The sequence below is a fragment of the Lentzea guizhouensis genome, from assembly GCF_001701025.1.
GTDB classification, from domain to species: Bacteria; Actinomycetota; Actinomycetes; order Mycobacteriales; family Pseudonocardiaceae; genus Lentzea; species Lentzea guizhouensis.
In genome coordinates this window covers 3,265,350-3,284,338 of sequence record NZ_CP016793.1, presented here as the reverse complement: position 1 = coordinate 3,284,338, position 18,989 = coordinate 3,265,350, and the positions used below count along the sequence as shown (strand labels likewise).

Here is an 18,989-nt window from a genome sequence, read left to right as displayed (position 1 = left end):
GGTGGCCGTGATCCCCGTAGTCGTCCTGGCCGGTTTCCTCGGCTCCGGCAAGACCACCCTGCTCAACCACCTGCTGCGCACGTCCGGCGGCACGCGGATCGGCGTGGTCGTGAACGACTTCGGTTCGATCAACATCGACGCGTTCGCGGTGTCCGCGCAGGTCGACTCGATGGTGACGCTGTCGAACGGGTGCCTGTGCTGCGCGGTCGACGGTTCCGAGCTGGGCGAGATGCTGGGCGAGCTGGCCACGTCGGACCTGGATGTGATCGTGATCGAGGCGTCCGGGCTCGCGGAGCCGTCCGCGCTGGTCAGGATGGTCCTGCAGGCGCCGGGCGTGTCGTACGGCGGGTTGATCTACGTGGTCGACGCGGTGGAGTTCGGCGCCGTTCCGCACCTGGACCGCGACCTGGCGATGGCCGATCTGGTGGTGCTGAACAAGGCGGACCGGGTCTCGTCGTTGCCTTCGTTGTCGACCGAGGCGCCGGTGCTCGCCGTGTCGTTCGGCCGGATCGACCCGGCGCTGCTGTTCGAGGTGCGGCCGCCGGACCTCGGGCCGCGCCAGCTGACGTTCGACGACCTGGAAGACCACTCGACGCACACCCACGCCGCGTACGACAGCGTGACGTTCACGTCCGAGGAACCCATGCACCCGAAGCTGTTCATGGACCTCCTCGCCGCCCGGCCGCCGGGCCTGTTCCGCGCCAAGGGTTTCGTGCGTTTCGAGCACGGCACGTTCATGCTGCACACCGTCGGCGCGTACGTGTCGTTCACAGCAGTCGAGCCCGCCCCGACGCAGCTGGTGCTGATCGGGACGGGCCTCGACGCGGACTCGTTGACGGACTGGCTGCTGGCGTGTGTCGCACTGGAGCCGGTCAGCTCGGAGGAGATGTTGTGGGTGCTGCGGTACGCGCGTTGATCACTTGCAGAGCGCGGTGTCGACGACGTCCAGCATCTGCTTGAGCGACTTCTGCGGGTCGCCGTAGGTGCCGAGCAGCGCGGTCGCGGTGATCGCCGTGTGGCGCCCGCTGTCCGTGGCGGCGCCGAAGCTCGAGAACCCGTGGATCGTGCCGCCGTGGCCCCAGTACTCGCCACCGCAGCTGAGCTTGGTGCTCTCCAGGCCGAGCCCGGCCGCGTTCCTGTCGTCGATCGGGATGGTCCTGCGCATCTCGTCGAGCTGCGGCTTCTTCAGCAGGCCGCCGTTGAGCAGTTCGCGGTAGAACCGGGCGATGTCCTGCGGCGTGGAAACGAGCGCGCCGGCCGCCCAGGCCTGCGACGAGTCGAGCTCCGTGGCGTCCACCACCTTCGAGCCCGGGTCGAACATGTCGGAGAGCACGTACCCGCGGGCGTGCCGGCCGCGGATGGTCCGCTCGCCCTGGCTCGGCCAGTAGGTGTCCCGCAGGTGCGCCCGGTCGAGCACCCGGCGCTGCACCTCCTCGGCCACCGGACGACCGGTGACCTTCTGCACGAGCAGACCGGCGACGACGTAGTTCGTGTTGCTGTAGCTGTACTTCTCGCCGGGCTCACCGGTCTTGGGCTGGTTGAGCCCCGCCTCCAGCAGCTCGTACGGCTCGAAGTAGCGGTTGCGGACGTCCTCGATCTTCGCGATCCCGACGGCGACCGCGTACTCCGGCAGACCGCTGGTGTGCTGCAGGACCTGCCGAACCGTGATGCGCTCGTCCTCGATGCGCGGCACGTAGTTCTTGACCGGCCCGTCGAGCTGGACCTTGCCCTCGCCGACCAGCTGCAGGACGGTCACCGCCACGAACGACTTGGTGATGCTGCCGACCCGCACCCGCCCGTTGAGCGGCGCGTTGCCCTTGGCGTGGTCCCGGCCGTTGACGTGCATCTCGACACCGGGCATGCCGTCCTTGACGATCTGGTCGAGCTGCTGGGGGATGGGCGTGATGAGACTGAGAGCTGCTACCGCGGCGATGACGTTCACTTCGCACCGCACAATGCACTGTCCACAGTGGCCAGGATGGTCTCGTGCACCTTGCCGGCCTCTTCCGGCGTGTCCTGGAACGTGCCGGGCAGTGCCGTCACCGCCACGCTGAACGCCCGGCCCTTCTCCGTGACACCACCGCGCGTCTCGTACCCGTGGATGTCACCGCCGTGACCCCAGTACCTGCCACCGCAGGTCAACGGCGAGCTGACGATCCCCAGCCCGTACTCGGCGCCCGGCCACATCTCCCCGACGGTGCTGACCGTCTTCTGCATCTCCTTGAGCTCCTTCGCGGGCACCAGGTCACCCTTGAGCAGCGCCCGGTAGAACGAGTTCAGGTCCTTTGTGGACGAGATGATCTGCCCGGCGGCCCAGCCCCACGACGGGTCGAGCTCGGTGACGTCGGTGGGCACGCCCTTGATGAGGTTGTAGCCCTTCGGGTGCTTGCCGCGGATGCCCTGCTCCCCCTGGCCAGGCCAGTAGGTGTCCTTGAGGTTCAGCTTCCGCACGATCCGCTGGTCGACGTTCTCCGCGATCGGCCGCCCGGTCACCTTCTGCACGATCAACCCGAGCAGCACGTAGTTCGTGTTGCTGTACTTGAACTTCTCACCCGGCTGCCCCGTCACCGGGTGCTGGTTCCCGACGGCCAGCAGCTCGTGCGGCTCGAAGTACCGGTGCTGCTGCTCCTCGAACTTCTCCAGCCCCAGGTAGTTCGTGTAGTTCGCGAGCCCGCTGGTGTGGTTGAGCAGCTGCCGCACCGTGATCCGGTCGTCCTTGATCGCACCCGGCAGGTACTTCGTGACCGGCGCGTCCAGCTCGACCTTGCCCTCCGCCACGAGCTGCATGACCACCGTCGCGACGAACGCCTTGGTGTTGCTCCCAGCCCGCACCTGCCCGTTCTTGGGCACCGGCACCCGCTTGTTCAGCTCAGCCGTCCCCGCGGTGTAGGCGGTCGTCCTGCCGTTCGCCTCCGTGGTCGTGGCAAGCGCCGCGGGAAACTCCTTGGCGAGCCCGTCGAGCTGCTTCTGCACCTGCCCGGCACCCGGCGCGGCCATCGCCGTGCCACTGCACAACATGGCCGCCGCCAACACTCCTACCAGCGTCTTCTTCATCGTCGTGTCCCCTCGCTCGGATGAGGAAGACGATTCCAGTTCGGATGCTGGTGGTGCAGTCACGCACGCTGCCGTTGATCAGGTGGAGCAGGCTCCACCTTCAGTACCGGACATCGCTCAGGAGCAGGGGCGGGTAGATGCCGGACGGCTCCCCGTCCACCGTCGTGCCCGCGAACTGCAACATGGCCCTGAGCTCCCCGTGCAACGGCGCCGGGTAGTTCAGCTCCGGCCTCGACACCTCGTCGAGCCTGGCGAGGTGCCCCGGCCCGAGCACGACCTCTTCAAGATTGCTCTCCAGGTGCTCCAGCTTCCGCGCCCCGATGATCGGCACCACGGTGCCGGCCCGCTGCCTGAGCCACGCCAACGCCACCGCAGCCGACGTGGTGCTCGTTTCCTCAGCGATCTCAGCCACGACATCGATGACCCTGAACTCTTCTTGGCTCGGCTGCCCCACGAACTTCACCCGCTCCGAGTCGGCAACCTGCACGTCCCGCCGGTACTTGCCCGACAGGAACCCGTTCTTGAGCGGACTCCACGGCACCAACGCCAGGTCCATCTCCCTGGCCATCGGCGCCACCTCCCCCTCCACCGTCCGCGCCAGCAACGAGTACTCGACCTGCAACGCGATCAACGGCGTCCACCGGTTGAGGAGGGCCATGGTCTGCGCCTGCGCCGTCACCCACGCAGGCGCGTTGGAGAACCCGATGTACCGCACCTTGCCCGATCCCACCAGATCGTCCAAGACCCGCATGGTCTCCTCGACGGGGGTGTTCCGGTCCCAGTTGTGCATCCAGTAGAGGTCCAGGTAGTCGGTCCGCAGCCGCCTCAGGGTCTCCTCGAGCTGCTTCCTGACCGCACTCCGGCCGGCCCCACCACCGTTCGGGTCGCCGGGGTGCATGTTGAAGAAGAACTTGGAGGCGAGCACGACCCGGTCACGCGTCTTCGTGTTGTGGAAGTAGTCGCCGAGGATCTTCTCGGAGTGCCCGTTGGTGTAGAAGTTGGCCGTGTCGATGAAGTTCCCACCGTTTGCGAGGTAGGTGTCGAGGATCTTCTCTGACTCCTCGACACTGCACCCGGCCGCCCCGACGTCCTCACCGAAGGTCATCGCGCCGAGGGCGAAGGGGCTGACGCGGAGGCCGGACCGGCCGAGGGTGACGTAGTGGTCGAGCGGCATGTCTTGGCTCCTTGGAGTGGCTGTTCTTCGGGTACTCCAATGGAAGCTGGTCGGGGGTGCGTCGCGGTACGACGATTCGGTTGCTCTCTTGCCCAATCCTCTCGGCTGTTGTTGTGGGGGTCGTTTGGGTGGGTTGGGTGCGTCAACCGTGAGGTGGGTAACCCGAGCGACATGGCGTGATGACGATCGGTAGGCTGTCCCGGCGAGGGCTGCTAGCTCAATTGGCAGAGCAGGAGACTTTTAATCTTCGGGTTCAGGGTTCGAGTCCCTGGCGGCCCACCAAACCCCCAGGTCAGTGACCTGGGGGTTTCGCTTTGTCCGGGTCTCCCCACACTTAACCCACACAAAACCGCTGGTCATTCAACTTCGTCGTCTTCCGCTTGATCATCTTTTGGCGCTCCGAGCGCGTTCTCCAGGGCGGCAGCGGCCCGCCGGTCGACCAGCTTCCGACCCATGTAGGTGTCCTGCGTCATGGACGGCCGAGCATGGCCGAGCTGGTCCGCGACCTGCCGTGCGGACAGCCCTGCCTCATCGAGGATGGTCGCCGCCGTCTTCCGGAAGACGTGCGAGGTCACCCAGGCGAACTCGTCCCCTCCGCGCGCCTTCCGGAGGTCCTTCCGGGTGTTGGACGGGTCGCGGAGCCCGCCGAGGGCATCCGGGAAGATCGGCCCGTTCGGGAAGCTGGTGGTCTTGCGCCTCCTTTGGAGCATGTCGAGCGCCCATCGTGGGAGCAGGAGCGTTCGCTCACCGGCCTCCGTCTTGGTCGACTTCCGGATCAAGCCGATGTCCTTGACCCGGATGACCGTGTAGTTCACGGCGACCGTGCCAGCCTCGAAGTCGACGTCCTCCCAGTAGACGGCCAGCGCCTCACCGATGCGAACGCCCGTGGCCATCATGAAGCGCGACAGGTCAGGCAGGTCCCGCTTCACAGCTCTGGGGTCCGACTCCAGCATCTCCAGCCAGCGGACCCGTTCCTCCAGCGTGAGCGCCCGCGGACTCTTCTTGCGGCCGGCCTCCAGCGGCTCCGCATCCCTGACCGGGTTGGTGTCCAGCGCCTTGTCCCGGACGGCGATCCGCAAGGCGCCCGAGATCACCGACCGGGCCGTCTTTGCCGTGTCCACGCTGACCGACCGCCACAACGCGCCAAGGAACGCGTCGACCCGCGCCACCGTCATCTCATGAATCCGCAGCTCACCGAGGCCAGGGAGCACGTGGCGATCCATGATGCTCCGGTAGGTGTCGACGCTGCTCGGAGACCTCTTCCCAGCGTCAGCGAGCGCCTGGAACTTCGTGAACCACTGGTCCAAGGCCTCCTTGAACCGGCTCTCGCGCGTCAGCGAACTGCCGGACGGCCCCTTCCGCTCAGCGAGCGCCTTCTTGAGGCTCCGCTCCGCAGCACTCTTGGTCTTCCCCCACCGCTCGACCGGCCGCGTCTTGCCGTCGTAGTCGCGATACTTCGTGGTGGCACGCCAGCCGGAATCCGTTTCGTAGCAACGAATCGCGCCGTACGTGCCGAGGTCCAGAGGTGGACGTCCCATCAGGCCGCCTCCTCAAGCAGGTGCTCGAACCAGCTCCGCACCTCGGACGGCAGGTACCGCAGGTGCTTCCCCAAGCGCCGTGCAGGCGGGCCGTAGTTCTTGGTCCTCCAGCCGTAGAGCGTGTGGACCGGAACGTTCAGGTAGGCAGCAACATCGCTGACTGTCCACAGTGGCTCGAACTGGTGTGTCTCCATGATGTTCCCCCTTTGATCAAGCAGCGTGCGGAGTTGCCGAACTCCCCGGAGGTCCGGCAGATGCGAGCAGCGCGGCCGTGTATTCGGCCTTCCACCTCCGCCGCTCAGCGACGGCACTCAAGAGCAGATGGGCTCGAGGCGGCACGTTCGGGTCGCCGGGCTCGACGTTGTTCCAGACGACCCGTTGAGGCTGGTCCTCGGGCTTGATCCCGACCTCCGCGAGCAGTTGCCGAACGAATGTCTTCCGGTCGTGCTTGTGGTCGGCGAGCGACTTCCCGGACCACTTCCGCGACACGAGCACCCGACGACCAGCCACCCCAAGCGTGGTCCGCTTGTGCGCTTTCCCCTTGCACTTGCCCGGCACCGTGGACAGCCGAGCCCCGCGAGGCTGGACGCCGTAGAGCAACCAGACCGGGCATTGCGGCGAGCAGGGCGTGACCGCGAGCTCAGCGCAGAGCCGTTCGGCGTGGTCTTCCTGGCGGGCCGTCTGGGCCTCGAAGCACTCGTTGATGCTCTTGGTGAGGTACTTCGTCAGGTAGCCGATGTGGCGGCCGGCTTCTTCAGTCCCGCCGAGGATGCCCTTGGAGTGCACCTGCACCCCGAACCGTGCGACATGTGCGGGCCGCACCACCTGGTCGAGCGCGTCTTCCCAGGTAGGCAGGGCCTTCCGCGTCTGCGGATCAACGAAGCCCTTGGCCCGGACATCCCAGACCGGCAGGTTGTCGCCGCCGTACTTGATCTCGTCATGCTCAGGCCACCAGACCTGGTGATACGTGGCCTCAGCAACCGCCCGCAGCTCTGCCCGCGAGATCGATCCCCGAACTGCCGCGTGCCAGTGCGGAGCCAACCGCCGCTGTGGCTCGACCGTCGAGAAGTACTGGACCTCCCAGCCGACGCACCTGCGCAGGTTCTGGACGAACCGATCGAGCAGCGCGGCGAAGTGCACCGCGTCCCGAGCGGCGCGGCGGTAGTTGTAGGTCGCCGGGTCAACGGGGGTGCCGTCGCTGCGGACCTTTCCGTAGGTGTCGAGCGTCAGTGTGAGGAACGTCGAGGGCTGATACTTGCCCCCGAACACCTTCCCGACCGTGCGCTTGCTGACCGGCCGCCGAGGCAGGTTGGGCGCGTCCTGTCGCCGCCTGGTCGACCGCTTCCTCACACCTTTGAGCGGCACTTCCAGGGAGGGGAGTGAACCGCGGACTCCGAGTTGCCGAAGTTCGGCATCGACCTCTGCGACCTCTTCCCGGACCTCTTCGGCTCCGACCTCATCACCCTCATCGAGGGCTAGGCGGAAGGCTTTTACGAGGTCAGCCCGGTAGGCGGTCAGCTCCCGCTGATCGTCGCTAGGGGCGTTCGGCGTGAAGTCGGGCTCTTCGGTCAGGTGCCATCCCTCACGACACTGCGCCATCCGCAGACGCCGATTCTTCTCCGCGCAGGTGGGACACACGCTGGCCACGGTCGAACCGCATGGCACCGGCACGATGTCGACACGTCCGGTGTCGAGGTCGATCCGTTCCTTGGCCAACGGCCGGACGCAGACGCCGTGCTCCTCAGCGACGGCCCGAGCGATGTCGAGCGCGGCCGGCTGCTTCATCCGCTCTGAGCGAGTCAGGTACTCGGTCACGCCGCCGCCCTCCCTTCACCGCTGGTTGGGAACTCGTGCACGGTGGCCGGGGCGAGATAGACGCCCAGCTCGACCAGGTCCGCGTCCGTGACGTGGAAGGCCCTCGCGCGTTCCGGTTCGCGCTGCCCGTCCTCCTTGAGCCAGGCAACACCGGGCGTGTTCTCGCTGATCTCGTGAGCAGCCGCGCCCCGTTGCCGAACGCCATCCCCAAGCACCATGTCGACCTGAACCGGCTCATCGAGCCGCAGGGCAACTCGGGTGGTGAACAGGTGCCGGAAGGAGACGACCTCCTTGCGCGGGTCCTGGACCAGGCCGACCACGGCGTAGCCAGGAGCACGTCCCTGCGAGGTGATCGTCTGGACGGCACGCGTAGCGCGTTCGCGGAGGTTCCGGTCGGGCTGGTACGCGATCAGGTCCGCTAGCTCATCCACGATCAGGACCGTGAACGGCTCACCTGTGCCGCGTGCCCACAAGCGCCGGATGCCCCGGTACCGCGCCGCACGTTCCTTGACCTCTGCGGCGATTTCTTCAAGCAGGGCAACGGCTTCCGGCCCGTTGTCGTAGATCACCTTCTCGAACGCGTCCGGACACTGCCCCAGTTCCATGCCACCCTTGGGGTCGATTCCAACGAGCCGGACCATGCCAGCCTTGATGGCCGGGGCAAGCTGCCAGACGATCGACCAGAGCACCGAGCCCTTGCCCGCACCAGGCACGCCGACCACGAGCACCTGAGAGCCGAGCAGCCGCAACCGCCAGGGCTTACCGGTCTCGGTACGGCCCACGACGACGCGCTTGAGGTCGACGTCCCCGACGGCTGCGAGTTGCGGCACCGCGACCGGACGAGACAGCGGATCGGAGTGGATGAAGTCGAGCTCAAGCACGCTCGGCCGCAGCACCCGCACCCGACAAGACCGTGCGTTGAAGGAGTGCGCCAGGTTGTCCCGTCGCGCTTCCCACTGCTCCGGAGACTGAGCCGGGATCATGCGAACCCGGACCTTGTCCCGCCACCCCTCCGACCGGACACGCCGCAGCTTCGGCCGGTACTCCCTGCCTCGACTGTCCTTGGCCAGCTCAGCCAGCCGCATCACCGTGCGCCAGTGCGGCACATAGACCGTGAGCCGCCGCCACTCGGTCAGGACGCGGTACCAGCCGAACCGCAGGAACGAGCCGCGATCGAGGCCGTACCAGACCGTCAAGGCACACACGAGCGACAGCAGCGCCAGGACCAGCGGCGACAGCCCGAACTGGCGATAGCCGATGTAGCCGCCGAGACAGGCCGTGACCGCGACCGGGTACCGGCCCGTCACCAGGACGAGCTTCACGGCCAGTCGGCCGGCGAGCCAGATCAGCGCGACCGGCGCGAGCAGAAGCTTGATCCAGCCAGGAAGCCACACCCACCACGGGACCCGTGGACGCGCACCTTCAAACGGTGCGGGGTCCACCCATGGATTGCCCTTCATCGCACACCGCCAGCGCACTTGAGGCACTGGAAGACGCTGCCCACACTCGGGATGCGCCCAACAGGCTGGAACGCTCCCGAAGCGGCGGTGTGCTGCGCCCGACAGGTCAGGCATTCGAAGCCCCGAGCCTGTGCCGCCGTGAGTTCCATCGTCTCCAGCGAGCCGCCGTCGAGCATCACGGCGTAGGTGGAAACGGTCTGCCTGGTGGAGATCACTTGATCCCCGTCTAGCGCACGAATGCGCTCAGGCTCTACGCTCATCTTGTTCACTCCCGAGTTGGGTGGACAACGCAGGAGCGGCAAGGTTGGTAGCCGGTTTCCGCTCCTGCGTCTCACGTTCTCTTTGCACCGCAACAAGACGTGCGGCATCGCCACGTGACCCAGCAGAGTCACGCGCTTTGTCCAATAAGGACTTCTGCTTACTTCTTCGCCGTCTTGGTGACCTTGATCGCCTCTCCCTTCTCGCGCTCACGGTTCGCCCAGTACATGGCTTCGTGGTGGTGGCTGCGATCGGTCTCAGCGACGCGTGCGTAGATGGCGGCCGAGCGGAGGTAGTAGTCCCTCAGCACCTCGGGTGCGGACTTCGGTTTGGGCAGGAGCTTGCTCAAGACGTCGTGCGCCTCGCTCAGCGTCCGAGCCTGTTCCGCCAGGCCCCAGTGCATGGCGTTAACCGCGGACATCAGGAGCCTCCTCCGCGAGCGCGTGACGCCCCTCCTGGTTGCCCAGGTGGTCAGCCAGCTTGGCCGCCTCCCGCGACAACTCCCGACAGAACCGCATCAGCACGTCCGAACCACCAGGGAAGGGCGGGAGCTGGATCGCGATGTTGACCGGGTCGAGGTAGATAGCCAGCGCCGGAACATCGGGCGTCACCCGGATCATGGCCGCGCCCGCGTCTTGGCCGGGCGTACAGGTGGCGTTGAACCCCATCATTGACCACCCCGCGCCGCATCGAGAGCGGTCTGTCCCTCAGCGACAGCCTCAGCAAGGCGAGGCAGTGCCTCCGCGTCGACCACCAGGACGGCCGGAAACGCGTTGCCCAACCGGAACTCAACCCGTCCAGCGAAGACAAGCGGTTCCACCCGAATCGGCAGGTTCGCCGTCAGGTGCAGGCGCATCAAGTCGGCCACGGATCACGCCGCCTTGGGTGCGGGCTTGGCCGCGACGGCCGCCTTCATGCCCGTGGCGCGCAGGCTGTAGCCCAGCTTCGCCCGGCAGCGGTGACGCTCACCGACGTGGCCACCACGGCAGCCCTTGTCATCGATCCACGGCGTGACAGTCAGCCCTTCGAACACGGCGGGCCGGATGTCCGTACCGGGGATCGCCTCAGGCGGGACGGGCCGGTGAGGTGCGGAGATCTTGACCGTGACCGCCGCATCCGTCTTGCGCTCCGCCGCCTGGTCGATGACGAGGACAGACCACACGAGCTGCCCGTTGTCCTTGTCGACTTCCTGCTCGGCGGGGAGCCCCTTGGCGCGGTCCTCCGCCGACTGGAACTTGAGCACCGGCTCAACGCTCATCACGAGCGCGCCCCTCGGGAACACGAAGTCGTGACCCGCCGGGAGCCTGCTCCCACCTGTGATCGCCATCGTCGTTCTCCTGTCGTTCGTGCCGGTCGAGGCTGGTCCCCGACGTTTCGACACCTACGACTTTCGACGAATCGGCAGGACGTCAACACCACACATCAGGACAACTACAGACGTCTCGGCTACATTGAAGTCGTCCCTAGTTGTACGGAGGGTAGATCATGCCGAACCAACGCTTGCGGGATGCGTTGCTACGCAACACTTTGGGCTTCGATGAAGTCGCCAAGGCAACCGGCGTGGACCCGAAGACCGTCGAACGGTGGATCACGCAGGATCGGACGCCGTACCCGCGCCACCGGCACGCCATCGCGGCGATGGTTCGCGAGACGGAGACCTACCTCTGGCCGGACGCGGTCGCGCCGGAGAAGAAGAAAGAGATCAACGAGTCCGAGGTCGTCCAGGTCTACGCGCACCGCCACGCCGTGCCGCAGGACATCTGGGGACACCTGATCGAGCAGTCGAAGATCAGCATCTCGATCCTGGTCTACGCCGGCATGTTCCTCGTGGACAATCCAGCCCTGATCAAGACGCTGCGCCAGAAGGCAGAGAACGGCGTTCGGATCCGGTTGCTGCTCGGAGACCCGGCAAGCCGCGAGGTCGCACGCCGCAGCGAGGAAGAGGGCATCGGCAAGACCACGCTTGGCGCGAAGATCCGGAACGCTCTGGCCATCTACAAGCCGCTGGCCGAGGTGCCTGGTGTGGAGATCCGACTTCACGGCACGACGCTCTACAACTCGATCTACCGCTTCGACGACGAGATGCTCGTGAACACGCACCTGCACGGCTTCATGGCAGCTCACGCGCCGGTCCTGCACCTGCGGCGGTTGTCCGGAGGCGACCTCTTCGAGACGTACGCCGAGAGCTTCCAGGGCGTCTGGGATGGCGCGAAGCCGCCGAAGTGGTAGGCAGGTAGGCATGGCTCGCATTGATCACTACAACGACCCGAACGCCCCGAAGGCGACCAACATCGTCGTGGCGGTGACGGCGTTCGTGCAGGACGAGCAAGGCCGGCTGTTGATGATCCGGCGGACCGACAACGACCTGTACTCGATCCCCGGCGGGGCACAGGATGTCGGTGAGACCATCGGCCACACCGTCATCCGCGAGGTCAAGGAAGAGACCGGGGTCGACGTCGAGCCCGTCGGCATCATCGGCGTGTACTCAGACCCCGCGCATGTCATCGCGTACACGGACGGCGAGGTGCGGCAGCAGTTCTCCATCTGCTTCCGGGCACGGCTGGTCGGTGGCGAGCTGCGTACCAGCGACGAGTCCAGCGAAGTTCACTGGGTCAGCCGCGGAGACCTCGACGCACTCAACATCCACCCGTCCATCCGGCTTCGGATCGAGCACGGGTTCGAGGATCGAACGACGCCCTACTTCGCGGTGTAGTCAACTCCCGCAGCGCGCAGCCGTTCCTCCGTGCGCTCGACCGCGCCAACCAACTCGGGCTTGGCCTGCCGGATGAAGAAGGTCACCAGATCCTCCGGACCGTAGCGCTTCTCGATCTCGCCGATTCGATCGAGCACGTTCGTGGGCTCACCATCAGGCGTTGTGGTCATATCAGCCCACCAGAGGGCATCACGGAGCGCCGTACACTCGTCGACCCACTTTGCAAGCTGAGCCGACAACCCTCTCAGCTCCGCTTCCAGATATGCGCATGAGTGATGTGCCACTAGCGCACACAGTCGAACGTCCACAGACGACCCCGTCAGGAACTGCGCACCGTCCAACGGATGAAACCCAGTGTGCGCTAGATGTGGCGCGTAACCGATGTCATGGAGCAGCGCAGCTGCCACCAGTACGTCCTGGTCCTGCGAATCAAACAGCGGTGCCGCGAGCTGCGCTCTGGCGCCTACGCCTAGGACGTGAGCAAACCTGCGAGGCAGCGACTCTGCCAGCGCATCATCGACCGCATGAGTAGCCCAGGAAACGAGATCCACGGTGCAACCCTACGCAGAACTTCAAGGGGCAGCAGTCTCACGTACTACTGCCCCGAGGTCACTCAAACCAACTGCAACCGTGTGCGCTGAGGCCTGAACGGATGATCGGTCACAGCTGGATCGAACCCCGCAATCCGATCGATCTCGGCAGCACTGAAACCCTTCGAAGCCATTGCGTCTCCGATAGCGCGCGTAAGTGACGGCACCTCGGGAAGGAGCTCGTCGCTGAGCGGCTCACTGGTACGCCAACCTTTGGCGCTCAGGGACTTATAGAGATTCGTCCGCTGCGACGCCGTGATCAGATTCAAGTGGTTAGCTCGTTCGATGAGGGCTTGCATCGAGGTACCCCACTCGCGCTTCAGATCGTGCAAGCGCCCAAGGTTCAGAGTCCTCATCTGCGGTCGCACCATCTCCGTCGGCATCAGGAACTCGCCAGCGAAGCGGTTCGCCTCATCTTCGATCTCCGCCGACACGTCCTCGGAGTGAAGAACGAGGTGTCCCAGCTCGTGCGCTAGCGTCAGTCGCTTGCGATCCGTTGGCGCTCGCATGTTGATCATGACGACCGGATAGTCATCTATCCACTGAGACAAGCCATCCACACGAGCTGTCCCGAAGTCTTCTTCGATGATGATGCAGCCGGCTGCCTCCATCCAACGAACGAGACCGCGAACAGGCCCAACCGGCATGCGCCACTGCATCCGGACAATCCGGGCCGCAGCTTCCGGCGTGGTCTCGAACAGGTCCAACCGCGGAATACTTTGCTCAGCACGGATTGAGACCTCTTCACAGACCAGTCGCGCATGAAGTCGATACATGTTCAACTGTGCCTCAAGCTGACGCCAAACAGTCGGCTTGGCTGACTGACGTCGTCGCATGTGGGCATCTACGGCCAGGCCACCGTGCACACGACCAGCAGCGCGGAAGAGGTCCGCAGTCACGCCAAGTGCGCGCGCCAGCCGCTCCAACACATCATCATCAGGCGCACGTTGATCATTTTCATACCGTGACAGTGTCGCCTGCGTGACCTCCGCCAGCTCCGCCAGTTCCTCTTGCGTCAAGCCGCTCGCACGACGTGCCGTAGAGAGCACCTCGCCAAAGTCCCTCATGCTCCTTCATTCCCAGCTTCCTCGTTCGCATCGTCGGACTCGACAGCCACGACAGGCGGCTTGGGGTCGATCTGAGGCGGCAGCGGACTGACCGGCAGCGCTCCAGTCTGAGGAGGCTCAGGCAGTTCGTGCACCCAGATGACCTTGTCACGATCTTCACGAAGCGAGATCACCGCAGGGCCAATGCTACGAGCTTCGGAGTCCCAGACGTACCCGACGATGAGACAGATCTCGTCGAACCCATCAAACGGCTCCTGCACCGGGACTTGCTGAAGGAAGTCCATTGCAGTCTGCGTCGGGTAGGTACTCACACCACCTGTCTCAGTGTGACGCTTCACCCGGAAGCGGTAGCGCAGTCCGATGCGAAGTTCGCGATGCGGCTCTTGATCATGGAAGTGCACCTCGTCGAGCCCGTCGAGGTAGACACCGAGGTTGTACCAAAGTCGATCATGGATCCAGTTGGCGAGGCCACGCTCACTCGCCTGACCCGCAAAGCCCGGCGCCAGACGACGGTACTCCGCCAGATCATCTCGGGTTAGCGCCACTCCACGCGCGAACCCCTCGGCGACCTTGTCCCCCAGGTCCCCGACTACGTCCTCCGCTGACGGATGCGACTTCATGGCCGAAAATATACCGGTCAGCATGCCGACCGGGAAGTGGGTGCGTCCCGCGTGTCGCCACGACGGCTCCCTGGGCTCGGTTCGACCTAAACGAGGCCACAACGACCGCCTCGCGTCTAGTCTGTCGCTCCTCAACTACGAGCCGGAAGACAGGAGGCACATGCTGATCGCTTGCGACCTGTTCGCCTTGCCGGTGCAGCCATCAGAAGTCGCACTGACCCGTCACGACACCAAGCGCCAAATGCATCACTTTCCGCCATGAAAATTCGAAGCATTGAGGACTCGAATGCCCACGCCATGCATTAACTACCGAACACAAGGATCAAAGACCACTTAGACCCAGCTGCCCTTATTGTTGAATTACAATCAGCGTCATCCGCTATATTCAACTACACAGAAAATATGGATCGTGAGAATCGCAGCTTATCTAATCCTCGCCATAGCTTCGGCGGTCGCTCTCATCTGGGTGCGCGAGCCCATCAAGGTGGGTCTATTTACCGGAATCGCAACAGCACTGCTTATACCCTTGATCGACATGATTGCCAACCATCCATACAACTTTCGACTTCTATACGATTGCTTCAGGCTACGCAAGCAAGAAGTACGCGTGTCGCTGTCATACCTCATCCGCATCGAGCAACAAGGAAAGTACCTACTAATCCAAGGGAAGCGATACCCTGACCAATATCAGCCAGTTGGCGGAGTCTACAAGTTCAACAAGAGCGCAATGGATAATCTCAACAAGCTGAGCGTACGCGCAGACAGCCTCATTCCGATCGATTCAGTCAGCTCAGACGACCTGCGAATCAGGGTTCCCGGAAAGAACCTTCTAACCTTCCTGAACTGGTTCAAGAGTGGAAAAAATCGCGAAGTAGGTGCATTTAGAGAGTTCAGCGAGGAACTGCTCTCCGAGGGGCCACTTAAGGCCCAAGATTTTTTGGACGTGCGCTTCGATTACGTGAAGCAACACGTAAATAAAATTCGATTTAGCGAGCATGCGCAAGCTTACGAGCTGATCATCGCTGATATTTTCGATATAGTTTGCACCGACGCGCAGCGTGCAGAGATTATGAAGCTCGGTGAGAATCAGGATAGCAAGTTCATTTGCGTAGACGCGGAACGGATCAAGCGCCGCGGCGCCGTCTCCGGCGAAGCCCATGCTCTTACCATCGCTCCTACCGCACAGTGGTTTCTATAACTGCGCATGCGCTCCGACTCTCGTATAACCTCGAACGATCGAAGGAAGATTACTTATCGAGTGCAAATACCGGATTGTCCGAGCAAGCCCGTCAGAACGACTCGACAAAACTGTCGATATCGTCGCGTCCAACGTGCCAGCGCGCCTAAGCGCCACAGCATAGCCGCGCAGCAGACCTTCGCTCGCCTCACGTCGCGCCTGGTTCTGAATCCAGCTGATGTCAACTGCTTCACGTTTAAGCGCTACCACATTCGCCGCGATCACCCTGAGATGGTCGGGCAGGTTTCTGTCCTGCATCGTTTTGCGCGCGTGGTCGGCCCAAGCCTTCGGAAGCAAGCCGGGGTGCTCCAGCATTGCCGCATACAAAAACGCCACCAAGTAGTCGTCTTGAACCTGGGACTCATCCACCAAGTACGCACTCAAAGCGTCCTGGACAAACGGACGGCTTATATATGCACCCAAGAAGTCACCCACGACTGGCGCTACGGGAGCCAAGTCATCCAGTCTGTCCAGCACTTGCTTACATACGTCTTCCTCTCTGAGCTGCCCCAATCTTCTCAAGCTAAAGCGTACCGCGCGCACTCCGATCTCATGATCATCCTTCAGTGCGTCGCCTAGTATCTCGCGCAGAATCTTTTTTGCCTGCGCCGCCTTTCTCGCATCCATGTAATACTGCGCCAGGTCGCGCGCAGCGTCTAGGTCAACTTCCCTTGCTTCCTTGCCATGAAGAATTTTTGTCTTTGATGCACTGACAATCAATCCGCGCTTACGACATTCCAGACCAAACCGTCGGATTGCATGGACGACTTCGGATTTGGTCGATCCTACAATGCGTATGTCATCCATGTATCGCGAGTATTTGAATCCTTCATTCAACATCATCTTGTCGATCGACGATAGATAGAAATTTCCAAGCAACCTCGACACATCGGGCCCCTGAGGTATCCCCTGACCAGGGGAGTGGCTCCAAGCTTGAAGCAGGCCGGCAAGCTTTTCTAGGGTCTCTTTAGAAACCCCTAGCGTACCCAGCTCTCGCAGCAAAATATCGTGACGAATACAGTCGAAATACGCCGCAAGATCCGTCTTCATCAGCCAGGGGTTTTCCGCCTTTACCGACTCCCGCACATATCGTGTCCAGCGCCGCCACTGCTTTACTCCATTATGAAGAAGCCTGCGGGATCCTTCCGGTGCCAGACGAGCAGAAAAAACCACACCGGGAAGATAGGTGTCGATACGTTGAGCGAAAGTCTCTACGGTCGCATGATAAGCGATCCGATCGTGTAGGCTCAGCAGCTGCCCTGCCCTAGCAAAGAAAGAAGTTTTCGGAATCTCTACGTCAGTGGCAGCGTTTGTGATACCTAGGCTGTACCGATCCTCAACACGAGAAAGAAGGCGTTCGCGCTCCATCAAGAGGTCTTCATGCCTCAGGATGTCCGGTATCCACTCTTCCGTAAAGTCCAGCGAAGCCATTTGCGATAGCGCTTTTGAGAAATTCAGCGGCAGATCCTGATCGAATGTTTCCAGGTTCTCGATTCTGCCAAATTGTTCAATGCGCTCGTCTTGAATTACCCAATCATCGCCAAACTTGACAGCAGGAATCACTTCCGATTCACACCAGTGCCGCACTCTCGCCGACGACACGCCCAAAAGTAGCGCGCACTGCGGGACGGACAGGGTCCTCAAGAGTCACTCCCGGCATGCTTAGCCCTAGTGAACATATCTGCAACTGGTGTTGCTCTCACCTCGCAGGTGAGGACGAATCCATACATCCGTTGCCTCACTCTCACGGTCGTTGAGCATAGCCACGAAGCGCTTACGGCAAGACCCTGTCGACACTACTGTCGACTAGCCAGGCCACGTCGTTAGCAACACTGCCACGCACCTAGTACGCATGCTCGGAGGTCCGTCCCCAGTTGTGCGAGCGACGCAAGCTCACTTGCCGAACTCGGCTCTACAGGATCAAGGCGCCGCCGCTGGCGGCGCGTGCGGTCTGGCGCTGCGCCAACATCCATCCCGGCACTCCCGGCATCCGCTTCGCTCCGCCGGTCGGCCGGGCGGCGCTGCGCGCCGGACCTCGGTCGCCAGCTGACGGCTTACACGATCCGAGCCCCGATTCGTCCCGACTCCCGACGAGCGCCAGCGCGGTCACCACAGGCGGCTGTGCACGGCGCTCGACTGCCGCGACGGCTGCGCCGCCTTGCCACCGAACCATGTGGCCCGCAGCTCCTGGCGTCTCAGCCCCGCGGAAGCCAGTTGCTCGAAGAGGCCCGTAGCTGGCAGCCTCTGACCATCGACTCAACAGGTGTCGCCGGGGCACCCGAGGCTATGGCCAAACCAGCGGTAGTAAGAGGCGGCAGGTTGATACCCGCACGCGTGGCACACGTTCGGTGCCCTGAATAGTCGCCGCTGGAACCCGGCACCTCACTCAGCTACAGCATCGCCCACACGGCAATGGCCGGCAGCGCCGCGCCAAAGCTGGAACAAGCGCCACCGGCCGTGTTCGAGGCTCAGTGTCGGGATGGTGGCATGGGTATGGGCGGGTCCAAGAGACAAAGATCAACCCACACTTAACCCTCACAAAACGACGACAGACGTCGAGAAGCGACTGTCCACAGTGCTCAGATCAAGACGGCATCCGCGCAGGTAGTGAGCACTGTCGAGGAAGATCGGCGAACAACGCCAAGCGAGTGCTCTTACTCTTCGGGTTCAGGGTTCGAGTCCCTGGCGGCCCACGGCCTTGGGCGACGTGTGTCCGCGGAAAGCGCGGACCGCGTCGCCCGTCGTGTCTTCTGGGGGCGACCTCCAGACCCCCGCAGGCTTGGGCGCTGTGCGCCCTCGCGGATCGCATGCCCGCCTCGCTCGGTCCGCGATCGCGAGGAGCCGGGTGGGCTTCCACTCAGCGTCAGCGGCTCGCGTTCGGGTACGTGGGTGGTCAGCATGGCCGAAAACCGCCAGTCCGATCCGTCGCCGCCTGCCTAGGGTCGAGGGATGTCGCACAACAGTGGTGCCATCGTCCAAGCCGCGTGGAAGGCCTTCGCCAGTCGCGATGCCGACCGGGTTGCCGCGGTCTTCACCGAGGACGCCGAGTGGATCGCGCCGGCCGGGAACGCCACGGCGGTTGCGTTGGATGTGCCGAGTCACATGGTTGGCAGGGAGGCGATCACGCGTTTTCTCGTGGTGGACTTTCCGCGGTTGTTCGTGAGCGACGTGGCGGTTGCCTTTCGCGGCTTTCACGTTGATGGGGAGCGGGTGGTCGTGGAGGAGACCATGACCGCGGTTCTGGCCAACGGGAACCAGTACGCCAACGACTACTGCCTGGTCTTCGAGCTTCGGGACGGGCTCGTCCACCGGGTTCGCGAGTACATGGACACGGCGCGGGCGCAGCGCATGATCTTGGGGGAGACGTCCGTGCCGGCCCGGACGGGCTGAGAGAGGCTGCTGGGCAACGAGAACGGCCGAGGTGCGCCCGCGGAACGGGTGCAGCCTCGGCCGTGGACGAAGG

The 18,989-nt window shown here is 63.7% G+C and carries 19 protein-coding genes and 1 tRNA gene; 6 read left to right on the top strand and 14 right to left on the bottom strand.

Annotated elements, in window-relative coordinates; genetic code table 11:
• Nucleotide 1 precedes the first annotated feature (1 nt).
• The gene (locus BBK82_RS16395) at nt 2–916 is read left to right on the top strand and encodes a CobW family GTP-binding protein (protein WP_065915795.1); all 915 of its coding nucleotides are present in this window, start codon (nt 2–4) and stop codon (nt 914–916) included.
• On the opposite strand, the gene BBK82_RS16390 is transcribed toward BBK82_RS16395, so the two are convergent.
• The 3 genes from BBK82_RS16390 to BBK82_RS16380 all read right to left on the bottom strand — a co-directional run bounded on the left by BBK82_RS16390 (nt 917) and on the right by BBK82_RS16380 (nt 4,228).
• A complete protein-coding gene (locus tag BBK82_RS16390) occupies nt 917–1,942 on the bottom strand; it encodes a serine hydrolase domain-containing protein (protein WP_065915794.1) in 1,026 nt (341 codons plus the stop codon).
• Entirely contained in the window at nt 1,939–3,054 is a 1,116-nt protein-coding gene (locus tag BBK82_RS16385) for a serine hydrolase domain-containing protein (protein ID WP_065915793.1), read from the bottom strand. The genes BBK82_RS16390 and BBK82_RS16385 overlap by 4 nt, the downstream gene beginning before the upstream one ends.
• A 100-nt stretch (nt 3,055–3,154) precedes the next feature.
• On the bottom strand, nt 3,155–4,228 hold the full coding sequence (locus tag BBK82_RS16380; RefSeq protein WP_065915792.1) for an aldo/keto reductase: 1,074 nt from the start codon (nt 4,226–4,228) through the stop codon (nt 3,155–3,157).
• Between the two features lie 206 nt (nt 4,229–4,434).
• On the opposite strand from BBK82_RS16380, the gene BBK82_RS16375 reads away from it, so the two are divergent.
• A tRNA-Lys gene (locus BBK82_RS16375) sits at nt 4,435–4,510 on the top strand.
• 74 nt (nt 4,511–4,584) lie between these two features.
• On the opposite strand, the gene BBK82_RS16370 is transcribed toward BBK82_RS16375, so the two are convergent.
• The 7 genes from BBK82_RS16370 to BBK82_RS16330 all read right to left on the bottom strand — a co-directional run bounded on the left by BBK82_RS16370 (nt 4,585) and on the right by BBK82_RS16330 (nt 10,626).
• On the bottom strand, nt 4,585–5,766 hold the full coding sequence (locus BBK82_RS16370; protein WP_065915791.1) for a tyrosine-type recombinase/integrase: 1,182 nt from the start codon (nt 5,764–5,766) through the stop codon (nt 4,585–4,587).
• Nucleotides 5,766–5,960: a helix-turn-helix transcriptional regulator gene (locus tag BBK82_RS16365; protein ID WP_065915790.1), complete on the bottom strand. Its 195-nt coding sequence runs from the start codon at nt 5,958–5,960 to the stop codon at nt 5,766–5,768. Before BBK82_RS16365 ends, BBK82_RS16370 begins: the two co-directional genes overlap by 1 nt.
• A 16-nt stretch (nt 5,961–5,976) precedes the next feature.
• Nucleotides 5,977–7,551, bottom strand: coding sequence for a replication initiator (locus BBK82_RS16360; RefSeq protein ID WP_065921117.1), 1,575 nt, complete (start codon nt 7,549–7,551; stop codon nt 5,977–5,979).
• 26 nt (nt 7,552–7,577) lie between these two features.
• Nucleotides 7,578–8,975 (bottom strand): FtsK/SpoIIIE domain-containing protein, encoded by a 1,398-nt coding sequence (locus BBK82_RS16355; RefSeq protein ID WP_335618092.1) that lies wholly within the window; start codon nt 8,973–8,975, stop codon nt 7,578–7,580.
• Nucleotides 8,976–9,459: 484 nt separating this feature from the next.
• Nucleotides 9,460–9,720 carry an AMED_5909 family protein gene (locus tag BBK82_RS16345; protein ID WP_237048218.1) on the bottom strand — a complete coding sequence of 87 codons (261 nt, stop codon included), beginning with the start codon at nt 9,718–9,720 and terminating at the stop codon, nt 9,460–9,462.
• The gene (locus BBK82_RS16340) at nt 9,707–9,970 is read right to left on the bottom strand and encodes a hypothetical protein (protein WP_154697350.1); all 264 of its coding nucleotides are present in this window, start codon (nt 9,968–9,970) and stop codon (nt 9,707–9,709) included. The genes BBK82_RS16345 and BBK82_RS16340 overlap by 14 nt, the downstream gene beginning before the upstream one ends.
• Nucleotides 9,971–10,170: 200 nt before the next feature.
• Nucleotides 10,171–10,626: a hypothetical protein gene (locus tag BBK82_RS16330; protein ID WP_065915785.1), complete on the bottom strand. Its 456-nt coding sequence runs from the start codon at nt 10,624–10,626 to the stop codon at nt 10,171–10,173.
• Nucleotides 10,627–10,784: 158 nt separating this feature from the next.
• Here BBK82_RS16330 and BBK82_RS16325 point away from each other — a divergent pair, with 158 nt between their 5' ends.
• Together BBK82_RS16325 and BBK82_RS16320 are read left to right on the top strand one after the other, a co-directional pair.
• A complete protein-coding gene (locus BBK82_RS16325; RefSeq protein WP_065915784.1) occupies nt 10,785–11,528 on the top strand; it encodes a DUF5919 domain-containing protein in 744 nt (247 codons plus the stop codon).
• Nucleotides 11,529–11,538: 10 nt separating this feature from the next.
• Complete coding sequence (locus BBK82_RS16320) at nt 11,539–12,012, top strand: NUDIX hydrolase (RefSeq protein ID WP_065915783.1); 474 nt, start codon at nt 11,539–11,541, stop codon at nt 12,010–12,012.
• Here BBK82_RS16320 and BBK82_RS16315 read toward each other — a convergent pair.
• The 3 genes from BBK82_RS16315 to BBK82_RS16305 all read right to left on the bottom strand — a co-directional run bounded on the left by BBK82_RS16315 (nt 11,997) and on the right by BBK82_RS16305 (nt 14,289).
• On the bottom strand, nt 11,997–12,563 hold the full coding sequence (locus BBK82_RS16315) for an HD domain-containing protein (RefSeq protein ID WP_065915782.1): 567 nt from the start codon (nt 12,561–12,563) through the stop codon (nt 11,997–11,999). The genes BBK82_RS16320 and BBK82_RS16315 overlap by 16 nt on opposite strands.
• Nucleotides 12,564–12,625: 62 nt before the next feature.
• The gene (locus BBK82_RS16310; RefSeq protein WP_065915781.1) at nt 12,626–13,669 is read right to left on the bottom strand and encodes a helix-turn-helix domain-containing protein; all 1,044 of its coding nucleotides are present in this window, start codon (nt 13,667–13,669) and stop codon (nt 12,626–12,628) included.
• Nucleotides 13,666–14,289, bottom strand: coding sequence for a hypothetical protein (locus BBK82_RS16305; protein WP_065921115.1), 624 nt, complete (start codon nt 14,287–14,289; stop codon nt 13,666–13,668). The genes BBK82_RS16310 and BBK82_RS16305 overlap by 4 nt, the downstream gene beginning before the upstream one ends.
• A 409-nt stretch (nt 14,290–14,698) precedes the next feature.
• Between BBK82_RS16305 and BBK82_RS50255 the strand changes: the two genes are divergently transcribed.
• Nucleotides 14,699–15,487: an SMODS-associated NUDIX domain-containing protein gene (locus BBK82_RS50255; protein ID WP_154697349.1), complete on the top strand. Its 789-nt coding sequence runs from the start codon at nt 14,699–14,701 to the stop codon at nt 15,485–15,487.
• Here BBK82_RS50255 and BBK82_RS47545 read toward each other — a convergent pair.
• Nucleotides 15,482–17,089, bottom strand: coding sequence for an RNA-directed DNA polymerase (locus BBK82_RS47545; RefSeq protein WP_170067924.1), 1,608 nt, complete (start codon nt 17,087–17,089; stop codon nt 15,482–15,484). The genes BBK82_RS50255 and BBK82_RS47545 overlap by 6 nt on opposite strands.
• A gap of 1,386 nt (nt 17,090–18,475) precedes the next feature.
• Between BBK82_RS47545 and BBK82_RS16300 the strand changes: the two genes are divergently transcribed.
• Nucleotides 18,476–18,916 (top strand): nuclear transport factor 2 family protein, encoded by a 441-nt coding sequence (locus tag BBK82_RS16300; protein ID WP_065915780.1) that lies wholly within the window; start codon nt 18,476–18,478, stop codon nt 18,914–18,916.
• Nucleotides 18,917–18,989 lie beyond the last annotated feature (73 nt).